Genomic DNA, 19,650 nt, shown 5'->3' on the forward strand with positions numbered 1-19,650 from the left:
GCCTGCTTCTTTTTGCAAATAATAGGTTATAAGGACGGTAACTATGAGCAACGGACAAACGAAAACAGACGTGATCCTGATCGGCGCCGGCATCATGAGCGCGACTCTCGGAGCGCTGCTGAAGGAATTGGCGCCGAACTGGGAAATAACCGTATTCGAGAGACGCGCGGTCGCGGGGGAAGAGAGCTCCAACGAATGGAACAACGCGGGAACGGGCCATTCTTCCCTGTGCGAGCTCAATTATACCGTCGAGAAGCCGGACGGCTCGATCGATATCAACAAGGCGATCAAGGTCAACGAAGAGTTTCAGGTCTCGAAGCAGTTCTGGTCCTATCTGGTCGACAGCAAGCTGATTCGCAATCCGAAGGACTTCATCGTGCCGGTTCCGCACATGAGCTTCGTGCAAGGGGACAAGGACGTCAACTTCTTAAGGAAGCGGTTCGAGGCGTTGTCGCGCAATCCCCTGTTCGAAGGGATGGAATTCTCCGACGATCCGGCCAAGCTGGCGGAGTGGATTCCGCTGATGATGAAGGACCGGAGACTGAACGGACCGATCGCGGCCACGAGAAGCGAAGCCGGAACGGACGTCAACTTCGGCTCTTTGACGCGCATCTTGATCGACCACCTGAAGAGCAAGAACGTCGATATCAACTACGGGCATCAAGTGGACGATATCAAGCGCTCGGGCGACGGCTTGTGGGAATTGAAGGTGCGCAACGTGGGCAGCGGCGCCGTCGAACGCATCAAGTCCAAATTCGTCTTCATCGGCGGCGGCGGCGGAAGCCTCCATCTGCTCCAGAAGTCCGGCATCCCGGAAGGGAAGGGGATCGGCGGCTTCCCGGTCAGCGGCTTGTTCATGGTGTGCCGGAATCCGGACGTCGTCGCGCAGCATCGCGCCAAAGTGTACGGCCAGGCGCCGGTCGGCGCCCCGCCGATGTCGGTTCCGCACCTCGACACCCGATTCATCGACAATAAGGAATCGCTGCTGTTCGGACCGTTCGCCGGCTTCTCGCCGAAGTTCCTGAAGTTCGGCTCCATGTTCGATCTGATCACGTCCGTCAAGCCGCACAACCTCTTCACGATGCTGGCGGCCGGCGTCAAGAACGCTTCGTTGACGACCTACCTGATCAAGCAAGTGATGCTGTCGAAGGAGAAGCGAATGGAGGCGCTGCGCGAATTCGTTCCGAACGCCAGAAGCGAGGATTGGGATCTGCTCGTCGCCGGCCAACGCGTCCAGATCATCAAGGACACGGCTGCCGGGGGCAAAGGCACGCTTCAGTTCGGCACGGAAGTCATCAGCGCCGCCGACGGTTCGATCGCCGCTCTTCTCGGCGCTTCTCCGGGCGCGTCCACGGCCGTATCGGTCATGCTGGAGGTCATCCAGCGCTGCTTCCCGCAGCACCTCAAGACGTGGGAGCCGAAGATTCGCGAGATGATCCCGTCTTACGGATTATCCTTGATGAAGAACCCCGAGCTTATTCGCGACATCCACGCGGCGACCGCCCGGACGCTAGGGCTCGGCGGGACCAAGCCGGCAGAAGCCGTGCATCAAACCGTATCGTAATCTCGAATAAACCGTTTGGCCATCCGGAATTCAGTCTCGTTCCGGATGGCCGTTTTTTTTATTAGGATGAAACGTTGTGCCGAATTTTATGATTGACCGAACGTTCAGTCATCGAATATGATGAGGTGGAGAGTATGCACCCCGACTTCGAGAATGGGAAGGGAGACTACACATGGATTTAAATTATTCGACGTACGGAAGCGGTCCCGCGATCGTCCTGATTCACTCCGGCGGCGTGGATTCCCGGGTCTGGCTTGAGCTCGTGCCGCTGCTGGCCCGAACCCGCAAGGTCGTCCTCTACGACGTCCGCGGCATCGGCCGTTCGCCCGCGCCGCAGGTGCCGTTCGACCTGGTCGACGATTTGCTCGGGCTGCTGAACTTCTTGAAGCTGGACCGCGTCGCCCTGGTCGGACATTCCATCGGCGGGGAGACGGCGGTCAACTTCGCGCTGACCTATCCGGAGCGGGTCGATCGTCTGACCGTCATCGCGCCGTCGCTGACGGGATTCGCCTATTCCGATACTTTCATCGGTTGGATGAGCGAGGTGAATTCGCTGGCTCCCGATATCGGCAAGATGGTTCGGTTCTCCCTGGACGGTCCTATCTACCGAACCGTCATGGCGAGCGAATATAAGGATTTTCTGACGGAGATGCACACGCTATACTTCACGCGCGTCTTCACGGAGTGGCGGAGCTTCGACGTCATCTGGCCGCAGCCTCCGGCGATCGAACGGCTGGAGACGATCGCCGCGCCGACGTTGTTCGTCTACGGAACGGTCGAATGGGACGATATGGCGGCCATCGCCGACGAGTTCAAGCGAGTTCCGTCGATCGCCTTCGCCAAGCTGGACGGCGCGGATCACATGATTCCGTTGACCCATGCCAAGGAACTGGCCGGACATATCCTTTCTTTTCTTCAAGATAAAAATACAGCACAGTAAAAGCACGTACGGGAGTGAACGCGACATGCCGCGCAGCCGGGAAGAGAACGAACGTATCCGCCAATCGGCCATGGCCAATATCGGGTCGGCAGCCATGGAAGTGTTCCTCGAACGGGGCTATCATGCCGCTTCGATCGAGGACATCGCCAAGAGGGCGGGAGTGGCCAAAGGGCTGATCTACAACTATTATCGGGGCAAAGAAGGCCTGTTGGCCGAGATCGTTCGCGCTCGAACGGACGAGATCGCCGGCGTGATCGAAGAGGCCGCGGCTTCGCCCGAGCCAAGCGAGCAGTTGAGGCGGATCGTCGAAGGGGCGCTCGGCCATATCGACCGGAATCCGAAGGCGTACCGGTTCTTCCTTCATCTGCAGACCCAGCCGGAAGAAGACAAGATCCTGTCCAAGTACAGCGAGATGTTGAACAAGGAGATGTCGAGGCAATTCGAGACGCAGTGCGACATCTTCAGACGAATGGGAGCCGAGGAGCCCGTGCTTCGCTCCTTGTACTTCTCCTCCACGCTGCATGGCGTTATGCTGATGAAGTCGGTCTATCCCGGTTATCCGGTCGAGGAGATCCAAGCGCTCATCATCCGGGAGTTCTGCCCGGACCGTCCGCGATAATCGCGGGCTTTTTTCTTCGATGACCCATTTACATACAAGCTCCGTTACCCATGATGGGGTCCATACCTTCGAATGGAACCTGCCGAGAAGTAGCGCCGTGCGTAATGACCGGGCCGGTGAGCTCAATCTCGCCGACATAACGGTCTACGCCGCAAGCAATCGGATCAACTTGTGCGATTTTTCGAATAGCACCGCGGGAAAAACAAGGTAGATGATTAAGCAAGACGCCGTCTAGAAGCAGAATTTGTATGATTTTTCAACCACACCGAGGAAGAATCAGTCTAAGTCCAGAATCCCGCGACAGCTTAAGAAGAACCGAGCAGCTCCTGAACGTCCCGCATCGGCGGCCGGCCGTACATGCGGGCATATTCCCGGCTGAATTGGGACGGGCTCTCGTAGCCGACGCGGAAGGCCGCGTCGGAGGCATGCGCCGATTCCGTCAGCATCAGGCGCCGCGCCTGCTGCAGGCGAACCGTCTTCTGGTACTGCAGCGGGCTCATCGCGGTGACGCGCTTGAAGTGCTTATGGAACGCCGAAGCGCTCATGTTCACGGACCTCGCCAGCTGCTCGACCTCGATCGGACGGTCGTACTGCCGGTTAATCGTCTGGATGGCTTGGGCGATGTTATGCGCGTGGCTGCCGATGATCGCGAACGAATGGAGCAGGGAGCTTTGTTCGCCTTGAAGCACGCGATACAAAATTTCGCGGACGGCGAGCGGCGCCAGCACGGGAATGTCCTCGGGCGAATCGAGCAATCGCAAGAGCCGCACGATGGCTTCGAGCAAGGCGGGAGACGTGCGATTGACGGCGATGCCGCGGGCGGCTTCTTCGGGTACGGCGATCGGGCGGTTCGTCTCCTTGAGGATGTCCAAGATGACGTCGACTTCGAAGCTGAGCTTCAAGGCCAAATAAGGTGTCTCGGGCGAAGCTTCGACGATTCGGCCGAGGATCGGCAGTTCGACGGAAGTGACCAAGTAGGTGGAAGGATCGTACCGGTACGTATCGTCGGCCAGCGTGGCCGTCTTCGCCCCCTGCGCCACGACGCAGATGGAGGGCTTGTAGACGGACTCAAGCGGCTCCGACACCCGAACGGCATGCATCAGGGATAACGAAGGAACGGCCGTCCGATGCGTGCCGTTCGAAGGGGCATGGCGCCGAATGAGTTGCTTCATAAGTCCCAAGGCTTGTTCGGCGCGAGCCGATTCCAAGATTGCGTCCATGTTCATGGTTCCTCTCCGGATTGGGGATCGATATCTTCATCATAACGAGTCGGAAGAGGATTAGGCAAGGATCGTATAGGTATGATCTAACGGGTAAGGCCGATCCTTATCTATAATGAGATTGCAAGGTCGATCCGATAGAGAACAAGTCAAAGGAGAGAATGAACATGAGCTTAAACGGAAAAGTCGCGATCGTTACGGGGGCGTCGAGGGGCATCGGCCGGCAGACGGCCATCCATCTGGCGATGTCCGGAGCGAAAGTCGTCGTCAATTATGCTTCGAACCGGGGAAGCGCGGACGAGGTCGTCCAGGCGATCGAGCAAGCCGGCGGCGAGGCGGCCGCCATCCGGGCCGACGTGAGCAAGGTTAGCGAAGTGGAAGCTCTGTTCGCGGAGACGCTCGAGCGGTTCGGGCGCGTGGACATCCTGATCAATAACGCCGGCGTCATGGAGACGACGCTGCTCCCGGACGTCACCGAGGAGATCTTCGACCGGCAGTTCGCGATCAACGTGAAGGGGACTTACTTCGCTAGCCAGCAAGCGATGAAGCATATGGCGCCGGGCGGTACGATCGTCAACTTCTCGACCTCCGTGTCCGGAGCGATGCTCCCGGGGTACAGCGTCTATGCCGCGACGAAGGGCGCGGTCGAGCAGCTGACTCGCCAACTGGCGAAGGAATTCGGTCCGAAGGACATCGTCATCAACTGCATCGCGCCGGGGCAGGTGGCGACCGAGCTGTTCTTGAACGGCAAGTCCGAGGAGCAGGTCGATTATTACCGCCGAATGAACGCGTTCGGGCGGCTCGGCGAACCCGAGGATATCGCGAACGCGATCGATCTGCTCGTCAGCGACAAAGCCCGTTGGATGACGGGACAGACGATTCGCGTCAACGGCGGGTTCAACTAAGGTTCTTCCGAACGGGAATCCGGACACCCGGAGCGCAGGCAGCCGAGCTATCGGCTGCCTTTTTTTGGGGCGTAATAGGCCTTCGACCTCCTAAGGCGTTCAACATGCAGCGGTAATCGTATGGAATATCGATTCGTTGGATTGTGGCGCAGTAGGGAGATTGTATCGTACAGGCTATGCTCGCCTTACATACAATGCAACTGTAAGTACAAGACACTTCAAGAGGGAGGGGAAGTCGAGCAGAGGGACCTGTCACGGACAAGGAGCCGGCCGGGCTCCGAATCGAGAGAGAACGGATAGGGAAAAGAGGTTTGGCGAGATGCACGACATCACGATTTTGACAACGGTAGCCGCCTTTATTTGCACGATTGCTTTTATTTTCTGGAGACCCCAAGTCAACGAAGCGATTCCCGCGACGATCGGCGCCATCGTCGTCCTGCTCAGCGGCAGCGTGACGTTGAACGATCTCGGAACGATCGCGGAGACGATAGGAGGCGCGGCCGTCACCATCATGGCGACGATCGTCATGGCCATCGTCCTGGAGAGCTTCGGATTCTTCCACTGGGCCGCCGAGAAGGTCATGGAACGGGCGAAGGGCTCGGGGATCAAGCTGTTCTGGTATACGAATCTGCTGTGCTTCCTGATGACCCTCTTCGTGAACAATGACGGAAGCATACTCATTACGACGCCGATTCTGTTGATACTGCTCTCGAGGTTAAAGCTCAAGAACCATCAGAAAATTCCGTACCTGCTGTCGGGAGCGTTGATCGCGACGGCGTCCAGCGCCCCCATCGGAGTGAGCAATATCGTCAATCTGATCGCTCTCAAGATCGTTCATATGGATCTATACATGCATACGGCGATGATGTTCGTTCCGGCCAGCTTGGGGCTTGTCGTTCTGGCGCTTCTGCTGTTCGTCCACTTCTACCGCGTCCTTCCGCGCAGGCTGCCTACGCTGAATGCGGGCCAATGGCCCTTATCGGATCGCGATCACCCGCTGCAAGAAGAGCGTTCGCCGATCCCCAAGGAGAAGAGACCCCGCTTGATGCTGGGCATCTTGATCTTCGTGCTTGGCGTCCGCATCAGCCTGTTCGTCGCTTCGTTCCTGCACTTACCGGTATCGGCCATGGCGGTGATCGGGTCGGTGTCCTTGCTGCTATGGCGCTGGTACTACCTGAAGATCTCTCCGCGGGACATGATCAAGAAGACGCCATGGTATATTCTCGTGTTCGCCTTCTCCATGTATGTCATCGTATATGGCTTGAACCATATCGGATTGACCGATTGGCTGATCCGAACCTTCGAACCGATCGTATCCGGAGGGTTGCTCCAGGCCAGCGTCGGAATGGGAGCGCTGCTCTCCGTCTTGTCGAATCTATTCAACAATCACCCTGCGCTCATGGTCGGCACGCTGACATTGACCCAGATGGACCTGAGCCCCCTGACCGTCAAGATCTCGTACTTGGCCAGCGTCATCGGAAGCGATATCGGTTCCCTTCTTCTCCCCATCGGAACGTTGGCGACCCTGATGTGGATGCACATCGTGAAGAGAGGCCGCGTGAAAATCACTTGGAGCGAATATTTGAACGTCACGATTCGCGTCATTCCCGTTGCCTCATGCCTGACTTTGGTCATTCTCGCTTACTGGGTTCAATGGCTTTTCTAAATAGAAAAATCCAGAAAAAAAGACCTTCGGGAGGAAGGCCGATAAGGAAAAGAGGTGCGCTGAGCACACAATCAATGTATGTCGGCTTGACGGGAAAAGCGTGTGCGCCTGTACGGCATCCGATTCGGACGGTGTGCGGAAGCCGTCGCCGCGGCAGGTCGGTCGCCTTTATAGGCGATTTTTTTTGTCTTCGGGAATCTCGCGGGGAAGTCGTTCGGACCGTTATCGCATTGGGAATCCCTTCTATTGTAGAATGGAGCTATAGCTTCTACGACTTCGGAAGGGGAACAGGGTCTGATATGGGGAAGAGGTATGTCAACGCGGACGGCTCGTCCAATCTCAAATCGTTCTCGGATTTGCGCAAATGGCAGAAGGAGCGGCGCGGGAAAAAGAAGGATTTATCTTATCGCGTCGCTCGCGTCGAACCGGACGCGGAGCTGCTCGCCGCCAACCGGGAGAAGCCGACGGTGACGTTCGTCGGGCACTCGACGTTCCTCGTTCAGCTCGGCGGCCTGAACATCGTGACGGATCCGGTCTGGGCGTCGAGAATGGGATTCTCCCCGCGACTGTCGCCCCCGGGAGTCCCGATCGGCTCGCTGCCGCCGATCGACGTCGTCGTGTTATCGCATGCCCATTACGACCATCTTCACTTGGGCAGCCTGCGCCGCTTGCCGGGCGACTTCGTCGCGCTCGTCCCCGAAGGGCTCGGCCCGTGGTTCCGGCGCAAGGGGTTCCGGCAAGTCCGGGAGCTGACCTGGTGGTCCGAGACGAGGATCGGCGACGTGACGTTCGGCTTCGTGCCGGCCAAGCACTGGACGCGGCGAACGCCTTGGGACACGAACGCGTCGCATTGGGGCGGCTGGGTGATGCGGCACGGCGAGGACTGCCTGTACTTCGCCGGCGACAGCGGCTATGCCGGCGTCTTCCGCGAGATCGGCGCCAGATACGGCGATATCCGCGTGGCCTTGATCCCGATCGGGGCCTACGAGCCGGAGTGGTTCATGCGCGACTCGCACATGTCGCCGGAGGAAGCGGTGCAGACGTTCGCGGACGTCGGCGCGGACATCTTCGTGCCGATGCATTACGACGCCTTCCGTCTCGCGGACGACACGCCGAAGGAGGCGCTGGACCGGCTGCTGGCCGAGTGGGAACGCCGAGGGCTTCCGCCCGAGCGGCTGTGGGCGATGGAGCTCGGCCGGACGAAGACTTGGTCCGCGGACGAGGCGCGCTTCGAGTAATCAGGCCATCGAGAAGCGGGCCGGCTCTTCGGAACGGAAGGGTTGGCCCGTGCGGGCTTCAGCTTTTATTAACGAGATCCGTTCGATTGCAATGTCCATCTTCGCCCTGTATGATACATTATGTATCAATGAAGCTGACAGAAAGGAAAAGATGAACCCATGAATAGATGGAATCGCGTGAACCTCGCTTTAGCGGCGCTGATCCTCCTGTCGACGGCGATTTGGCTGAAGGTCGTCTTATACGTGCTGCACGACTATTTCGATTTTACGATCCTCTCGAGAATTACTCATTATTGTCCCGAGTTTCTTCATCTCTTTCGAGGCTCCAGACCTCTATTTCGCACGGGAATCAATGTCCTCCTCCTGTCTTGTTCGCTGTGGACCTTATGGCGCTTGACGCTGGAGATACGGAAATCCAACGAGTATCGTCAGATATTGAGAGCAAATTCGGACAAGCTATGGAGCTCTTACATGAAGTCGCGGTACAAGGATTGGAAGTGGGAGATCCGCGTGATCGACAGCCCGGAGCGATTCGCGTTCACTGCGGGATATCTGCGCCCCAAGACGGTCGTCTCCAAGTCGCTTCTGCTTCAGTTGGAAGAGAAGGAAGTCGACGCCGTCATGCTGAGGCAGCAGTATCAATGTTCCCGCTACAACCCGCTGCGCTCCTTGGTCGGTTGGCTGATTCAGGAGAGTTTATCCTTCATTCCCATCCATCGATCGATGTTTCGATACGCCAGGATATGGATGGAGCTGCAGGCGGATCAATATGCTTTATCCCATTCAAGGTCCAAGGATGAGAGAATCAAGATGGCTCTTCTGAAATGCGAGAGCCCCCGGGAAGCCATGGTTTACCGTCTGCGGCAATTCAGCCATCCGCATGCGTCGACCCGGGTTCCGCTGTTGACCGTAGGTTCGGGTCTGCACTCCGTGCTGATGGCCTTGTTGTTCATGCTGGGAGCGACCGCCTGCTGATCAAAAAGCCAACTCCGCTATAGACGGAGCTGGCTTTTTTTATTCCCGAAGGACGATTTAGTCCGGACTTATCGGCCCAGCCGTTCGATGACCGCTTCGGCGACGGCGACGGTCGATTGAGGATTCTGACCCGTAATCAAGTTGCCGTCGATCTCCACGTGACTCGTCCAATTCGGTGCCGCCACGTAGATCGCTCCGAGCTCCCGGATCTTGCTCTCGAGCAGGAACGGCAGGTCGGGACCGAGCGTCGTCGCTTCTTCTTCGAGATTCGTAAAGGCGTTCACCCGTCTGCCGGCGATCAGAGGTTGACCGTTCGACAGTGTCGCCCCGACGAGTCCGGCAGGGCCGTGGCAGACGGCGGCTACCGTTTTGCCGTTCTCATAGAATTGCCGAAGAAGCAGTCCGAGCTTCTCGCTGTTCGGCAGATCGTACATCGTTCCGTGCCCGCCAGGGAGGAAAATGGCGTCGAATCGGCTCTCGGATATGGCGTCAAGCGCCGCCGTGTTCTCCAGGTGCTCACGCGAATCCAAAATGCCTTGCGGCGTATTCGCGCCGACGCTGCCGGGGTCAATCGGGGCCTTGCCTCCAAGAGGACTCGCGACCGCGATTTCGTAACCATGTTTTGCAAAAGCCTCGTAAGCTTCCGCGAACTCCGACAGCCAAATTCCCGTCGCATGTCCAGGTTTAATCTCCGCGTGATTCGTTACCACCATCAAGATTTTTGCCATCATGCCGGCCTCCTTAAAATTCGAATTCGGCTTGATTGTAATCCGATCAGGTCGAAAAGAAAAATTCGAAAATAAAGGTGTATCCATAAATAAATTTATGGTTATTGACATGGCTTGCGGCATGATGTGTGCTAAAGTAAGAGGAAGAGCCGGGAGAGAGGGAAGGATGGGGTTCCATGATCGATTTTGAATGGTATCGGAGTTTTCTGGCGATCTACAAGCACAATTCGGTCACCGAAGCGGCGAAGAGCCGGATTATGACCCAGCCGGCGTTGAGCCAGCACTTGGCTTCCCTGGAAGCGGAAGTGGGGGAGCCGCTCTTCACGCGGGCCGTCCGCAAGATGATCCCGACCGAACGAGGGAAGGAGCTGTATTCGCGGCTCGCTCCCCTTATCGAAGCGTTGGAAGAGACGACCGTCGGATTGAGAACGGCTTCAATGCCCGCTCCGAAGGTTATCCGGATCGGATCGCCTTCTGAACTGTACGGGGAGATGCTGCTTCCGAACTTGAAGAAGTTCGGCTTAGGCACCGTGACCTACTTCGGCCACGCCGACCAGTGCCTGGAGGATCTCAAGGAGGATCGGGTCGATCTGATTCTGACATCCAAAAAATATCTCGAGCCCGGAATCGAGTACGTCCGGTACATGGTGGAGAACTTCGTCGCGGTCGCTCCCCGGGAGGCGGACGTTCCGAACGTTCGGACGTTGAAGGAGAGAGAGAGCTGGCTCTCCGGGCAAGATTGGATTAGCTACGGTCTCGAGCTTCCGATTATTCGCCGATATTGGAGAGAGCACTTCAAGAAGCGCCCCCAGATCCAACCCGTTCATATGATTCCCAATCTGAATTTGATTCTGAAGGCGATCGAACGAGGCTTCGGCTTAAGCCTGCTTCCGACCTATCTGCTGCAACGGAGTCCGTCATCCGCATGGAAGACGGTATTCGAAGACTTGACGGTCAGCAACGAAATCCTGATCGGCTACAAGACGATCCGCAAGCACGTCGTCCAGGAGTTCGTTAACGATCTGCTCGCGATTAGCGAGGAATGAAGTCGTAAAAACGTAAATAAACGGTCGTCATAATGAAAGCGAGCCTCCGGAAACGTTCGTTACAATGAGGGAAGGAGATGGTAATGAGAAGAGGAGGATCGATCGATGGCCAGAACTTATTACTCGATTATCGAGATTACGGATCATGGTCCTTATGTCTCGAAGCTGGTGCTGCCGATGCCGGCAACGGTGACAGCGTCTGCGGTGAAGCCCGAATGCTTCAACGTCTATGTAGAACGGAAGGACGCGAAGGGCGAGATCCTGATGCTTCCGAAGAATTGGCTGGATCGTTCCGATAAGGAACCGAGCAAGGGCTACTGCACGGTCAAGGACGCTTATCCATCCTGCCGCCAAGGCGGGCGGAGGGAGAGCGGAGAATTCGTCGCTCTGGAGCTGAAGATCGGACCGCTCGACTCCTTGACCGCCGCGATCGCCTATTGGAACGTATTCAACGAGTACGTTATTAGCGATTACCGAATTACTCAAGTTGCGGACATCCCGACGGAGGGAGAGAAGCTAACGGGAATGGCGTTCGACTTGTGCGCCGGCCGCACCATGAAGCAGGCGGAGAATTTCCTTCAGGGCATCTCATCCTACGAAGAGGAGCCGCTTCGTTACGGGTACTTCGTCCCGCAGACCGGACAAGGCAAGCGGCCTCTCATCATCTGGCTTCACGGAGCGGGAGAAGGCGGGCAGGATCCGGCCATCGCTTATACGGGCAACAAAGTGGTGAACCTGGCCGGCGATTCGATCCAGGCCAAGTTCGGCGGCGCTTACTTGTTGGTGCCGCAGACGCCGACCTTCTGGATGGACGATGGAAGCGGACAATACGGAAGGTCGGGCCGTTCAAAATACGGGAAGGCGCTGAAGGCGCTGATCGACGAGTTCATCGCCCGGAACGAGGCGGCCATCGATACGAGCCGAATCTATATCGGCGGCTGCTCCAACGGCGGGTTTATGACGATGCGGATGGTGCTGGATTATCCGGACTTCTTCGCGGCGGCGTTCCCGGTCTGCGAAGCGCTGTACGACGAAGTCGTCCGCGATGCGGATATCGAAGCGATCAAGCAGGTGCCGATTTGGTTTACTCATGCCAAGGACGACGAGGTCGTCAAGCCGGAAGAGACGGCCATCCCGACCTTCGAGCGCTTAAGGAGAGCCGGGGCGAGGAACGTGCATTTCTCTCTCTTCGACAAGGTCGTGGATATTCATGGCCTCTTCACCGACGAGCGCGAAGAGCCGTATACGTATAACGGTCATTTCTCGTGGATATACGCGCTGAACGACGACTGCCGCCTGGATTACGACGGGAAGCCGGTAGTAGCGGACGGCAAGGAAGTCTCCTTGATGGAATGGCTCTCGTTGCAGCGCATATAACGCTCCGTCTGATCTATTCGCTTTCATTGCGATGGGGGAGGCGGCGGCTAACGAATCGAGGACTGTTTTTATCCGGTCTGGAGCCGAATAAGATCGCTGGAGTTCGTTTGAGTTTCCAAACGGGCTTCTGACGCTAAATAGCGACTTCGGAGTGCGTTGGAGAACGAGGCCCATGCAGCGGAGCCATGCGATTCGGGTTGAATCTCCATAGGCTAAAAGGATTGTTAACCTCATTATTGATATGTCCATTTCACGGCTTGCGCCAAAGACGCTCGGTCCCGAGTGTCTTTCTTTTTGGCTCGGAAAAGGAGATGATCTGTGAATTTGGATAACTTTGCCTTAAAGGGGCTACCCTATTCCTCGAATGCCGACACCGTTTCGGACACGGAAAAACGTGGGAGGGGGCACGAAGCAGTGGTCAATCCAGCCTTATCACTCTTTATATCGATGGCCTTAATTTCGCCTTTTTCCTTGTCCGGCAATGCCGAACGCACTTGCGAACGCCCGCTACAAGCCGAAGACTCCAGGGAGCTGCAGGTTCATGACATGCTGATGCTATTCTTAAGCCCAGCCATTGACAAGGCCGTAGAGCAATATTACTTGCAAAATCTGAAGTACAAGCCTCTGGTGTACCCATATGAAATTAGGATCGTGCATGTCGAGCGTATAAACGGATTTCGCGGCTTTATGTTTTCGGTAACGTTGGAAGTGTCGCCCGTCGTGGGGCCTCACTTGTCCGTTGGGAAGGATCTGATCACTTTCTATGTCTCCGTAGGGCCGAAGCTGCAACTGATCCGTTATCGGCACCTTGAAGATCATAAGTTGCCGCCAAATTACGAACATCTATTACGGAGGAAGGGTTAAACAGCAATTCATATGAACTCGAGATCGATACGGGTTGATAAAATGATTTAAATCGCGCGCTCAAGCAGCCGTCTCCCATGATGTCCATGGCGGGACGATTTGGACTTGACTTGGAGTTCGCTCCAGAGAGTACACTTCAGAAGGAGCATCTTCCGGGCATCGCGAACGTTGGAGAATGGATCGCTTGGCAAGAGGAGGAAGAACCGTGGCCATGACCATTGCGGAAGTAAGCGAGAGGTTCGAATTATCTCAGGATACTCTCCGCTATTATGAACGGATCGGCTTGATTCCTCGAGTGAATCGCACGAAGAGCGGGATCCGCAGCTATACGGAGGAAGACTGCAAGTGGGTGGAATTCGTCAAGTGCATGCGAGGCGCGGGGCTGTCGATCGAAGTGCTCGTGGAATATGTGGAGTTATTCCTGAGAGGGGACGAGACGGCCGAGTCGAGGAAGGAGCTGTTGATCGAACAGCGCGATCTTCTTCAATCGAGAACGGAAGAAATGCTGCGAACGCTGCAACGGCTGAATGATAAAATTGACAGGTACGAACAAACGATCGGCCGCAAAGAAAAAACGTTGAAGCGATTGGACTGAAGATTGCCATTCGACTATCGAAAGGAAGATTCGCGCATGGAATACGTGAAGCTTGGAAATACCGGACTGGACGTCTCGCGGCTCTGTCTGGGATGCATGGGATTCGGAGTGGCCGAGAGATGGATGCACCCGTGGGTCATCGACGAAGAGCGCAGCAGGCCGATTATCAAGAAGGCTCTGGAGCTGGGGATCAACTTCTTCGATACGGCCAACGTATACTCCGACGGGACGAGCGAAGAGATCGTCGGACGAGCCTTGAAGGACTTCGCCAACCGGGACGAGGTCGTCATCGCGACCAAGGTCTACTTCCCCATGAGCCAAGGACCGAACGGAGCGGGACTGTCCCGCAAGGCGATCCTGAGCGAGATCGACAAGAGTCTGAAGCGACTGGGCACCGATTACGTGGACCTATATCAAATCCATCGATGGGATTATCGCACGCCGATCGAAGAGACGATGGAAGCTCTCCATGACGTCGTCAAAGCGGGGAAGGCGCGGTACATCGGCGCATCCGCCATGTACGCCTGGCAATTCATGAAGGCGCTGCACGTCGCGGAAAAGAACGGGTGGACCCGATTCGTATCGATGCAGAACCATCTCAACCTGATCTATCGCGAAGAGGAGCGGGAGATGCTGCCTCTGTGCAAGGAAGAGAAGATCGCCGTCATTCCCTATAGTCCGTTGGCATCCGGGAGGTTGACGCGCGATGCGTCGGAGTCCACGCATCGGTCGGAGACCGATCGGGTCCAGAAGTCGAAGTACGACGCGATGGCCGACAAGGACAGGCTGATCGTCGAGCGCGTGGCCGCCATCGCGGAGCGGCGGGGCGTTCCCCGGTCCCAGGTTGCCCTTGCCTGGGTCCTGCAAAAAGAACCGGTAACGGCCCCGATCGTCGGCGCCACGAAGCTGTCCCATCTCGAAGACTCCGCAGCCGCCCTGGAGTTGAAGCTGACGCCGGAAGAGATCGAGTCGCTGGAAGAACCGTACATCCCTCATCCGGTCGTCGGAGCCCTCTGATCCGCCCTGGCGCTGAAGATCGCAAGGCCGAGGCCGACAAGCGTGATCAGAGCGGCGCACCAGGGGACGGCCGAGAGGCCGAGCGGGCTGTCGATGACGGCCCCGCCCGCGAAGGAGCCTAACGCATTGCCCAAGTTAAACGCGGAGATGTTGAGCGTGGACGCGAGCTCTTGCGCGGACTTCGCCCGCCGCAGCACTTGGATGTTGAGCGGAGTCATGATGCTGTACGCGGCGGCGCCCCATAAGAGAGCCGTCAGGAACGCCGCGACCGTATCGCGGCTCGCCCATGCAAACAGCGCCATCGAAGCGCTTAGCGACAACAAGCCTCCCAACAAGGCGGGGTAGAGCCGCCGGTCGGCCATCCGGCCTCCGAACCAATTCCCCGCTACGGAGCCGACGCCGAATACGAGAAGAACGGCGGACACCGTCCCGCCCGATACTCCCGCATTGCGTTCCAGGATCGGCGCGATGTAAGTGAGGGCGGCGAAGGTCCCGCCGGTACCGAACACCGTCACGAGCAGCGCCAATAGGAAGGAGCGGCCGGATACGATTCGGAGTTGATCCGCCATCGGAACCGGCTCGCTTATTCGCACGGCGGGAACGCTCCTAAGGCCAAGCAACACTCCAAGCGCGAGCAGGCCCACGGCCATGAACGGGACGCGCCAGCCGAACTGTTCGCCCGCCAGCGTGCCAAGAGGCGAGCCGAGAACGACCGCTACGGTCAACCCCGAACCGACCAGGGCGATATTGCGGCCTTCCTTCCCGGGAGCCGCCAAATCCTTCGCCATCACGACGATCGCTCCGAACAGGACGCCTTGCGCGAGTGCGCTGGCGACCCGCCCGACCAGCAACCACTCGTACGATAACGCGAAGGCGCTGAGCGCGCTTCCGGCTGCGAAGACCGAGACGAAGATCGCGAGCGTCGTCTTGCGGCTCAGCGAACCGAAGACGGCGGTGAGCACGGGGCCGCCGACGACAACGGCCAGCGCGTAAGCGGTCACGAGCATGCCCGCCCTTGCGATCGATACTCCCGTATCTTCGGCGATCGGAAGCAGAAGCCCCATCGGCAGCAGCTCGGCCGAGCCGATCGCGAATATCGCAACGGTTAACAGCCACAACGTCATGTCGTTCTTCTTGTCGTTTTTAGTCTTAGTCTTGGTCATTCTGATGATCCCCTTGTCAAAGAGTGGAGACGATCCTGTCTCTTCGGAGAACCACCATTCATATATTTAATTGCATTAACAATCAATAAATTAATGGCATTAAACTCTCGGTCACGTACTGGCCTTCGCCGTCTTCGCGCGGTGATAAATACACTTCCCGGCTGGGAGTGTCCGGCCGGATCTCGTAGCCGTTCCGTTCGATCCATCGGCCCAGATCGAGGCTGACCGGAGAGTCCAGATCCGGCCTGCTGATATGGGTTACCGACGCGGCGACCATCTCCGGCAGCCGCTTGACCCGGAAGCGGCCGGTCTCGGGCATGTCTCCGTTGATCGGGCAAGCGATCTCCAGTTGGATGTTGCTCTCGCACTCCGGACAGCCGTGCCAGACGACAATGCGAGGGAACGTTCCGGACGCGCCGTTCCGCCGCATATAGGCGTCGACTTCGTCCAATAGATCCGGGATGTCGGATCGGGCCGTGACGGCTTCCAGCGTGATCGCCTTCATCGGTTCGACGCGTTTGACGACGACGTCGTACGGCGAATCGTCGGCTTCCCCGCGCTCGATCTGTTCAAGCCGCGCTTCGATGCGCCGAAGCCGTTCGAGTTCGGTTCGGATCATCGTCTGCGTCTCGGCTTGCTTCATTCGGAACATGCCTCGCACTTCAGCCGAAGAGATCCGTTCGCGGAGAAGACCTTTGATCTGATCCAGCGAGAACCCGAGATCCTTGAACGCCAGAATTCGGTGAAGGACGAGAAGCTGTTCGCTCGTATAATAGCGGTAGCCGGTCTGCGGATCGATATGCGCCGGTCTCAGCAGCCCCAGTTGATCGTAGAATCGAAGCGTCTTCGGCGGAACCTGGCTCAGCTTGGCGAATTCGCTGATTTTGAACATGTACTCATCCTCCTTCTTGGGATCAGGATCGTCTCGGGCTCACTATACACCTTCCAGAGCAGGGGAAAGTCAAGCGATTACCAAAGGAACGATGTCGGCAGCTCGAAAGGTTTTTTCTAATTATTCTAGCACAGGCAAACGTTAGGCGTAGGAGAAGGGTGAGGGAGGCTTTCCAGCGCTCTATCCGACATGCCGAGAAAATAAAAGGCGAATTGGATTACGGCTCGATGTATTTCCTCAATGTCGAAGATGGGATACGGAAGAAATTCGTGCAACTTGGCGGAGGAAGCGGGGAGAACGGCCTTGCTTGTGGATACGGCCCATCCATCGCAAGGCTATTCGATACCGAGCAAGTGTACGGATCTATTAAGGGAAGTGATTTATGGGGGAAAAGAAGCTTGACACCGCAAGGTCCATGAGATCGATCTCGGCGGCTCAGAGAGGGACCCCCGCGGTGCAAGGTCCTCCCCGAACGGCACATTCCCGCCTTGCGAGCTGCAGCGGCGAACATGAGTAACCGCTGCCGGCGCCGACCGTTAATCGGATGGAGGATCGACGCGAATCGGCGATCGAAGCTAGGGTGGTACCACGACGCATTCGTCCCTGACGAGCGCGTCTTTTAGTTTCTACGGATGACCCTTTCACTAACGGAACTGTCCTAATCGATTTTGATTTGGACCCGTCTGCGTCGAGAAGGCGCTTTGCCTGAATTTGTACGAAAAAACATACAAAACACTTCTCGAAATGGCATTTAACCCGAATGTTGTGTGAAAAATCATACAAATTCTTCTCTAATAAGGCATCTTGTTCGAAGGTTGTATGAAAAATCATACAAAAGCTCATCTGCATGGATGATTTCGGTGATTCTATTCGAAAAATCACACAAGTTAACCGCCTGCTTGCGGCTTAACCTCCAGCTTCGGCGAAATCCGTCATGCGCCAGTCTCAACTTTTCCGTCAGGCCAATCCGAAGGCCAGCGCCAGAAGGGCGGATGCCGCGCCGCCCGCGACGGAGCCGGCGACGTTGACGGCGTCGTTGTTCCAGCCGGCGCGGCCGCGGATCCGCATGGCGGGGCGGCCGCAATGGCGGGCCGCTTCGATCTCGCGTCCGCAGACTTCGCAGCGGTACATGGGCTGCCACGTCGCGCCGATCCACGAATCGGCGAGCGAACCGATAAGGCCGGCCACGCCGGCGACGGCGACCCAGACGGCCGGCCTGGCGGCCGCCGCGATCGAATCCGGCGCGGCTTGTCCGGGTACCGCGGCCAGCAGCGTCCACGCCGCGGCGCCGATGAACAGGCCGCCCGCCAGCGAAGCGCCGAGGCCGAGGCGGGAGACGCCGCCGGACGTCCCGGGAGGAACGCGCCGCCCCGTCTTGATCGATCTCGGCGGCGTCCGGCTCAGCCCGCCGATCTCGGTCGCCCACGTATCGGCGGCGACCGCCGCCATGACGCCGAGGAAGCCGTACCACCAGAGCGGATGCGGCCATACCCCATACGCCGCGCAGAGCAGAAGCCCCAGTCCTCCGTTGGCGAACACCTGACCGGCATCGCGTCTCCCGCTTTTCTCATAGCCGCTCTCGGCCGCCGTCTTCGCGCGCTTCTTCCACTTGGACCACAACGTCGACGATAGGAAGAAGGCGATGAGGGAACCGAACCAAATCGCGCTCCCGATCGCGTACATCGTCGTGCCGAGCGCCACCGCGGCCGCCAAGCCGGAACCGGACAAAGAGCGCTTGGCGTAGGCCGCCCCCGCGATCGCCGAGCTGCCGGCGAGGCCGATCAACCACTCCATCGCATGCCACCTCCTGATACTTCCCCTTATTATACCATCGCCAACTAAATATACATATTCGTTGACAAAGTAAATAAACGCATGGGAAGATAAACGGGTTCGCAAGATGATCGTCTATCCGCGAGAGGGGGCTGTTGGCGGCGATGAATCGCGAGACTTACAAGCATTGGGCATGCCAGAAAATGATCGAAGCCTCCCGGAGCAACATCTGGGACGGCCATTGGGCTTGCGCCGCATTGGCTCTCATTCGCCTTCTGGAAGACCGACTGGTTCCCGGCGAATTGGAGAGCGGAATCCGGCGCAATCTGGAGAAGATCTTGGAGGACCATCCCAACGCGGAGACGTATCGGATCGATCGGGAATATGGCGAATTCCGGCCAAGCTTGCTGGCTCGGCTGATTCGGAACGGAAGGGCCAATAACTCGCTCGGTCATGACGTCATCTACTCCTCTTACATCTTGGATCTGCTAGGCGGCCCGGGCGGCATTCCCGGTTCCGCCGAATTGTATCGGGCCATGTCGACGATAGCGGAAGGCTTCGCGGCATCCGGGCCGGGGTACGTGACCGTCAACGGGGAACCTAAGGTCGTTCATCCGGACGGCATCGAACGGACGGCGGAGCGATTCCGGCTGTCTTCCTCGTCCTTGCTGGACTTGTTCCACGGCTTCGACCGGCCGAGCCGAATGGAGAAGGGCGATATGCAGCTCGGCCATCTCCTGACCCACGGCCACGCCATCGTGGAATTGAAGCTCGCGAATCCCGGATTCGGCCTGGATATTTTGGATGAAGCTTTTTTCACAAGAGTAGACATCCTGAACCATGCGAATCGGATCGAACGCGAGACTTCCGAGCCTCCGCAAGACGCGCCGTCCAAGGAAGCGGAATGGAATCCGCTGGAGCCTTCCTATTGGGAACACGCGTTATCGGATAACCGCCACGGCCATTTTTACAAATACGCCTACAGCTATCTGAAGCTGAATCGGCTGGCCGAACGCCGCCTGGCCGATTTCCGGTCGTTCAGCCGGATCCTGTAGATGACGGACGCCG

Annotated in this window: 18 protein-coding genes; 13 read left to right on the plus strand and 5 right to left on the minus strand. The window is 57.6% G+C overall.

The genetic code is table 11. From position 1 onward, the window contains the following. Nucleotides 1-43: 43 nt before the first annotated feature. From H7B90_RS15380 to H7B90_RS15390, 3 genes are all read left to right on the plus strand, one after another. Nucleotides 44-1,564 carry a malate:quinone oxidoreductase gene (locus H7B90_RS15380; protein WP_185136773.1) on the plus strand — a complete coding sequence of 507 codons (1,521 nt, stop codon included), beginning with the start codon at nt 44-46 and terminating at the stop codon, nt 1,562-1,564. A gap of 172 nt (nt 1,565-1,736) precedes the next feature. Further along, nucleotides 1,737-2,504: an alpha/beta fold hydrolase gene (locus tag H7B90_RS15385; RefSeq protein WP_185136774.1), complete on the plus strand. Its 768-nt coding sequence runs from the start codon at nt 1,737-1,739 to the stop codon at nt 2,502-2,504. Nucleotides 2,505-2,529: 25 nt separating this feature from the next. After that, the gene (locus H7B90_RS15390) at nt 2,530-3,123 is read left to right on the plus strand and encodes a TetR/AcrR family transcriptional regulator (RefSeq protein WP_185136775.1); all 594 of its coding nucleotides are present in this window, start codon (nt 2,530-2,532) and stop codon (nt 3,121-3,123) included. 305 nt (nt 3,124-3,428) lie between these two features. On the opposite strand, the gene H7B90_RS15395 is transcribed toward H7B90_RS15390, so the two are convergent. Further along, entirely contained in the window at nt 3,429-4,343 is a 915-nt protein-coding gene (locus tag H7B90_RS15395; RefSeq protein ID WP_185136776.1) for an AraC family transcriptional regulator, read from the minus strand. 167 nt (nt 4,344-4,510) lie between these two features. Between H7B90_RS15395 and H7B90_RS15400 the strand changes: the two genes are divergently transcribed. From H7B90_RS15400 to H7B90_RS15415, 4 genes are all read left to right on the plus strand, one after another. After that, the gene (locus H7B90_RS15400; protein WP_185136777.1) at nt 4,511-5,248 is read left to right on the plus strand and encodes an SDR family oxidoreductase; all 738 of its coding nucleotides are present in this window, start codon (nt 4,511-4,513) and stop codon (nt 5,246-5,248) included. A 319-nt stretch (nt 5,249-5,567) separates the two neighbouring features. Beyond that, a complete protein-coding gene (locus H7B90_RS15405; RefSeq protein ID WP_185136778.1) occupies nt 5,568-6,914 on the plus strand; it encodes an arsenic transporter in 1,347 nt (448 codons plus the stop codon). Between the two features lie 299 nt (nt 6,915-7,213). Next, nucleotides 7,214-8,152, plus strand: coding sequence for an MBL fold metallo-hydrolase (locus H7B90_RS15410; RefSeq protein ID WP_185136779.1), 939 nt, complete (start codon nt 7,214-7,216; stop codon nt 8,150-8,152). A 471-nt stretch (nt 8,153-8,623) separates the two neighbouring features. Continuing rightward, nucleotides 8,624-9,127 carry a M48 family metalloprotease gene (locus H7B90_RS15415; RefSeq protein WP_185136780.1) on the plus strand — a complete coding sequence of 168 codons (504 nt, stop codon included), beginning with the start codon at nt 8,624-8,626 and terminating at the stop codon, nt 9,125-9,127. Between the two features lie 68 nt (nt 9,128-9,195). On the opposite strand, the gene H7B90_RS15420 is transcribed toward H7B90_RS15415, so the two are convergent. Continuing rightward, entirely contained in the window at nt 9,196-9,858 is a 663-nt protein-coding gene (locus H7B90_RS15420; RefSeq protein ID WP_185136781.1) for a type 1 glutamine amidotransferase domain-containing protein, read from the minus strand. Between the two features lie 173 nt (nt 9,859-10,031). Here H7B90_RS15420 and H7B90_RS15425 point away from each other — a divergent pair, with 173 nt between their 5' ends. The 5 genes from H7B90_RS15425 (at nt 10,032) to H7B90_RS15445 (ending at nt 14,754) form a co-directional block, all read left to right on the plus strand. Then, entirely contained in the window at nt 10,032-10,901 is an 870-nt protein-coding gene (locus H7B90_RS15425) for a LysR family transcriptional regulator (RefSeq protein ID WP_185136782.1), read from the plus strand. A 105-nt stretch (nt 10,902-11,006) separates the two neighbouring features. Next, nucleotides 11,007-12,278: a prolyl oligopeptidase family serine peptidase gene (locus tag H7B90_RS15430; RefSeq protein ID WP_185136783.1), complete on the plus strand. Its 1,272-nt coding sequence runs from the start codon at nt 11,007-11,009 to the stop codon at nt 12,276-12,278. 318 nt (nt 12,279-12,596) lie between these two features. After that, entirely contained in the window at nt 12,597-13,142 is a 546-nt protein-coding gene (locus tag H7B90_RS15435) for a DUF3888 domain-containing protein (RefSeq protein WP_185136784.1), read from the plus strand. 211 nt (nt 13,143-13,353) lie between these two features. Continuing rightward, nucleotides 13,354-13,737, plus strand: coding sequence for a MerR family transcriptional regulator (locus H7B90_RS15440; protein ID WP_185136818.1), 384 nt, complete (start codon nt 13,354-13,356; stop codon nt 13,735-13,737). 36 nt (nt 13,738-13,773) lie between these two features. Continuing rightward, nucleotides 13,774-14,754, plus strand: a complete 981-nt coding sequence (locus tag H7B90_RS15445) for an aldo/keto reductase (protein ID WP_185136785.1) — start codon at nt 13,774-13,776, stop codon at nt 14,752-14,754. Here H7B90_RS15445 and H7B90_RS15450 read toward each other — a convergent pair. The 3 genes from H7B90_RS15450 to H7B90_RS15460 all read right to left on the minus strand — a co-directional run bounded on the left by H7B90_RS15450 (nt 14,730) and on the right by H7B90_RS15460 (nt 18,603). Continuing rightward, nucleotides 14,730-15,917, minus strand: a complete 1,188-nt coding sequence (locus H7B90_RS15450) for an MFS transporter (protein WP_185136786.1) — start codon at nt 15,915-15,917, stop codon at nt 14,730-14,732. The genes H7B90_RS15445 and H7B90_RS15450 overlap by 25 nt on opposite strands. Before the next feature lie 82 nt (nt 15,918-15,999). Further along, nucleotides 16,000-16,809, minus strand: a complete 810-nt coding sequence (locus tag H7B90_RS15455) for a MerR family transcriptional regulator (protein WP_185136787.1) — start codon at nt 16,807-16,809, stop codon at nt 16,000-16,002. A gap of 957 nt (nt 16,810-17,766) precedes the next feature. Next, nucleotides 17,767-18,603 carry a DUF92 domain-containing protein gene (locus H7B90_RS15460; RefSeq protein WP_185136788.1) on the minus strand — a complete coding sequence of 279 codons (837 nt, stop codon included), beginning with the start codon at nt 18,601-18,603 and terminating at the stop codon, nt 17,767-17,769. A 143-nt stretch (nt 18,604-18,746) separates the two neighbouring features. On the opposite strand from H7B90_RS15460, the gene H7B90_RS15465 reads away from it, so the two are divergent. Next, the gene (locus tag H7B90_RS15465; protein WP_185136789.1) at nt 18,747-19,637 is read left to right on the plus strand and encodes a hypothetical protein; all 891 of its coding nucleotides are present in this window, start codon (nt 18,747-18,749) and stop codon (nt 19,635-19,637) included. Nucleotides 19,638-19,650 lie beyond the last annotated feature (13 nt).

The sequence above is a fragment of the Cohnella xylanilytica genome, from assembly GCF_014212175.1.
Taxonomy (GTDB): Bacteria; Bacillota; Bacilli; order Paenibacillales; family Paenibacillaceae; genus Cohnella; species Cohnella xylanilytica.

Excerpts from the sequence above, each read along its gene's own strand:
- H7B90_RS15380 (WP_185136773.1), top strand. The coding sequence starts at position 44 with ATGAGCAACGGACAAACGAAAACAGACGTGATCCTGATCGGCGCCGGC.
- H7B90_RS15385 (WP_185136774.1), top strand. The coding sequence starts at position 1,737 with ATGGATTTAAATTATTCGACGTACGGAAGCGGTCCCGCGATCGTCCTG.
- H7B90_RS15390 (WP_185136775.1), top strand. The coding sequence starts at position 2,530 with ATGCCGCGCAGCCGGGAAGAGAACGAACGTATCCGCCAATCGGCCATG.
- H7B90_RS15395 (WP_185136776.1), bottom strand. The coding sequence starts at position 4,343 with ATGGACGCAATCTTGGAATCGGCTCGCGCCGAACAAGCCTTGGGACTT.
- H7B90_RS15400 (WP_185136777.1), top strand. The coding sequence starts at position 4,511 with ATGAGCTTAAACGGAAAAGTCGCGATCGTTACGGGGGCGTCGAGGGGC.
- H7B90_RS15405 (WP_185136778.1), top strand. The coding sequence starts at position 5,568 with ATGCACGACATCACGATTTTGACAACGGTAGCCGCCTTTATTTGCACG.
- H7B90_RS15410 (WP_185136779.1), top strand. The coding sequence starts at position 7,214 with ATGGGGAAGAGGTATGTCAACGCGGACGGCTCGTCCAATCTCAAATCG.
- H7B90_RS15415 (WP_185136780.1), top strand. The coding sequence starts at position 8,624 with ATGAAGTCGCGGTACAAGGATTGGAAGTGGGAGATCCGCGTGATCGAC.
- H7B90_RS15420 (WP_185136781.1), bottom strand. The coding sequence starts at position 9,858 with ATGATGGCAAAAATCTTGATGGTGGTAACGAATCACGCGGAGATTAAA.
- H7B90_RS15425 (WP_185136782.1), top strand. The coding sequence starts at position 10,032 with ATGATCGATTTTGAATGGTATCGGAGTTTTCTGGCGATCTACAAGCAC.
- H7B90_RS15430 (WP_185136783.1), top strand. The coding sequence starts at position 11,007 with ATGGCCAGAACTTATTACTCGATTATCGAGATTACGGATCATGGTCCT.
- H7B90_RS15440 (WP_185136818.1), top strand. The coding sequence starts at position 13,354 with ATGACCATTGCGGAAGTAAGCGAGAGGTTCGAATTATCTCAGGATACT.
- H7B90_RS15445 (WP_185136785.1), top strand. The coding sequence starts at position 13,774 with ATGGAATACGTGAAGCTTGGAAATACCGGACTGGACGTCTCGCGGCTC.
- H7B90_RS15450 (WP_185136786.1), bottom strand. The coding sequence starts at position 15,917 with ATGACCAAGACTAAGACTAAAAACGACAAGAAGAACGACATGACGTTG.
- H7B90_RS15455 (WP_185136787.1), bottom strand. The coding sequence starts at position 16,809 with ATGTTCAAAATCAGCGAATTCGCCAAGCTGAGCCAGGTTCCGCCGAAG.
- H7B90_RS15460 (WP_185136788.1), bottom strand. The coding sequence starts at position 18,603 with ATGGAGTGGTTGATCGGCCTCGCCGGCAGCTCGGCGATCGCGGGGGCG.
- H7B90_RS15465 (WP_185136789.1), top strand. The coding sequence starts at position 18,747 with ATGAATCGCGAGACTTACAAGCATTGGGCATGCCAGAAAATGATCGAA.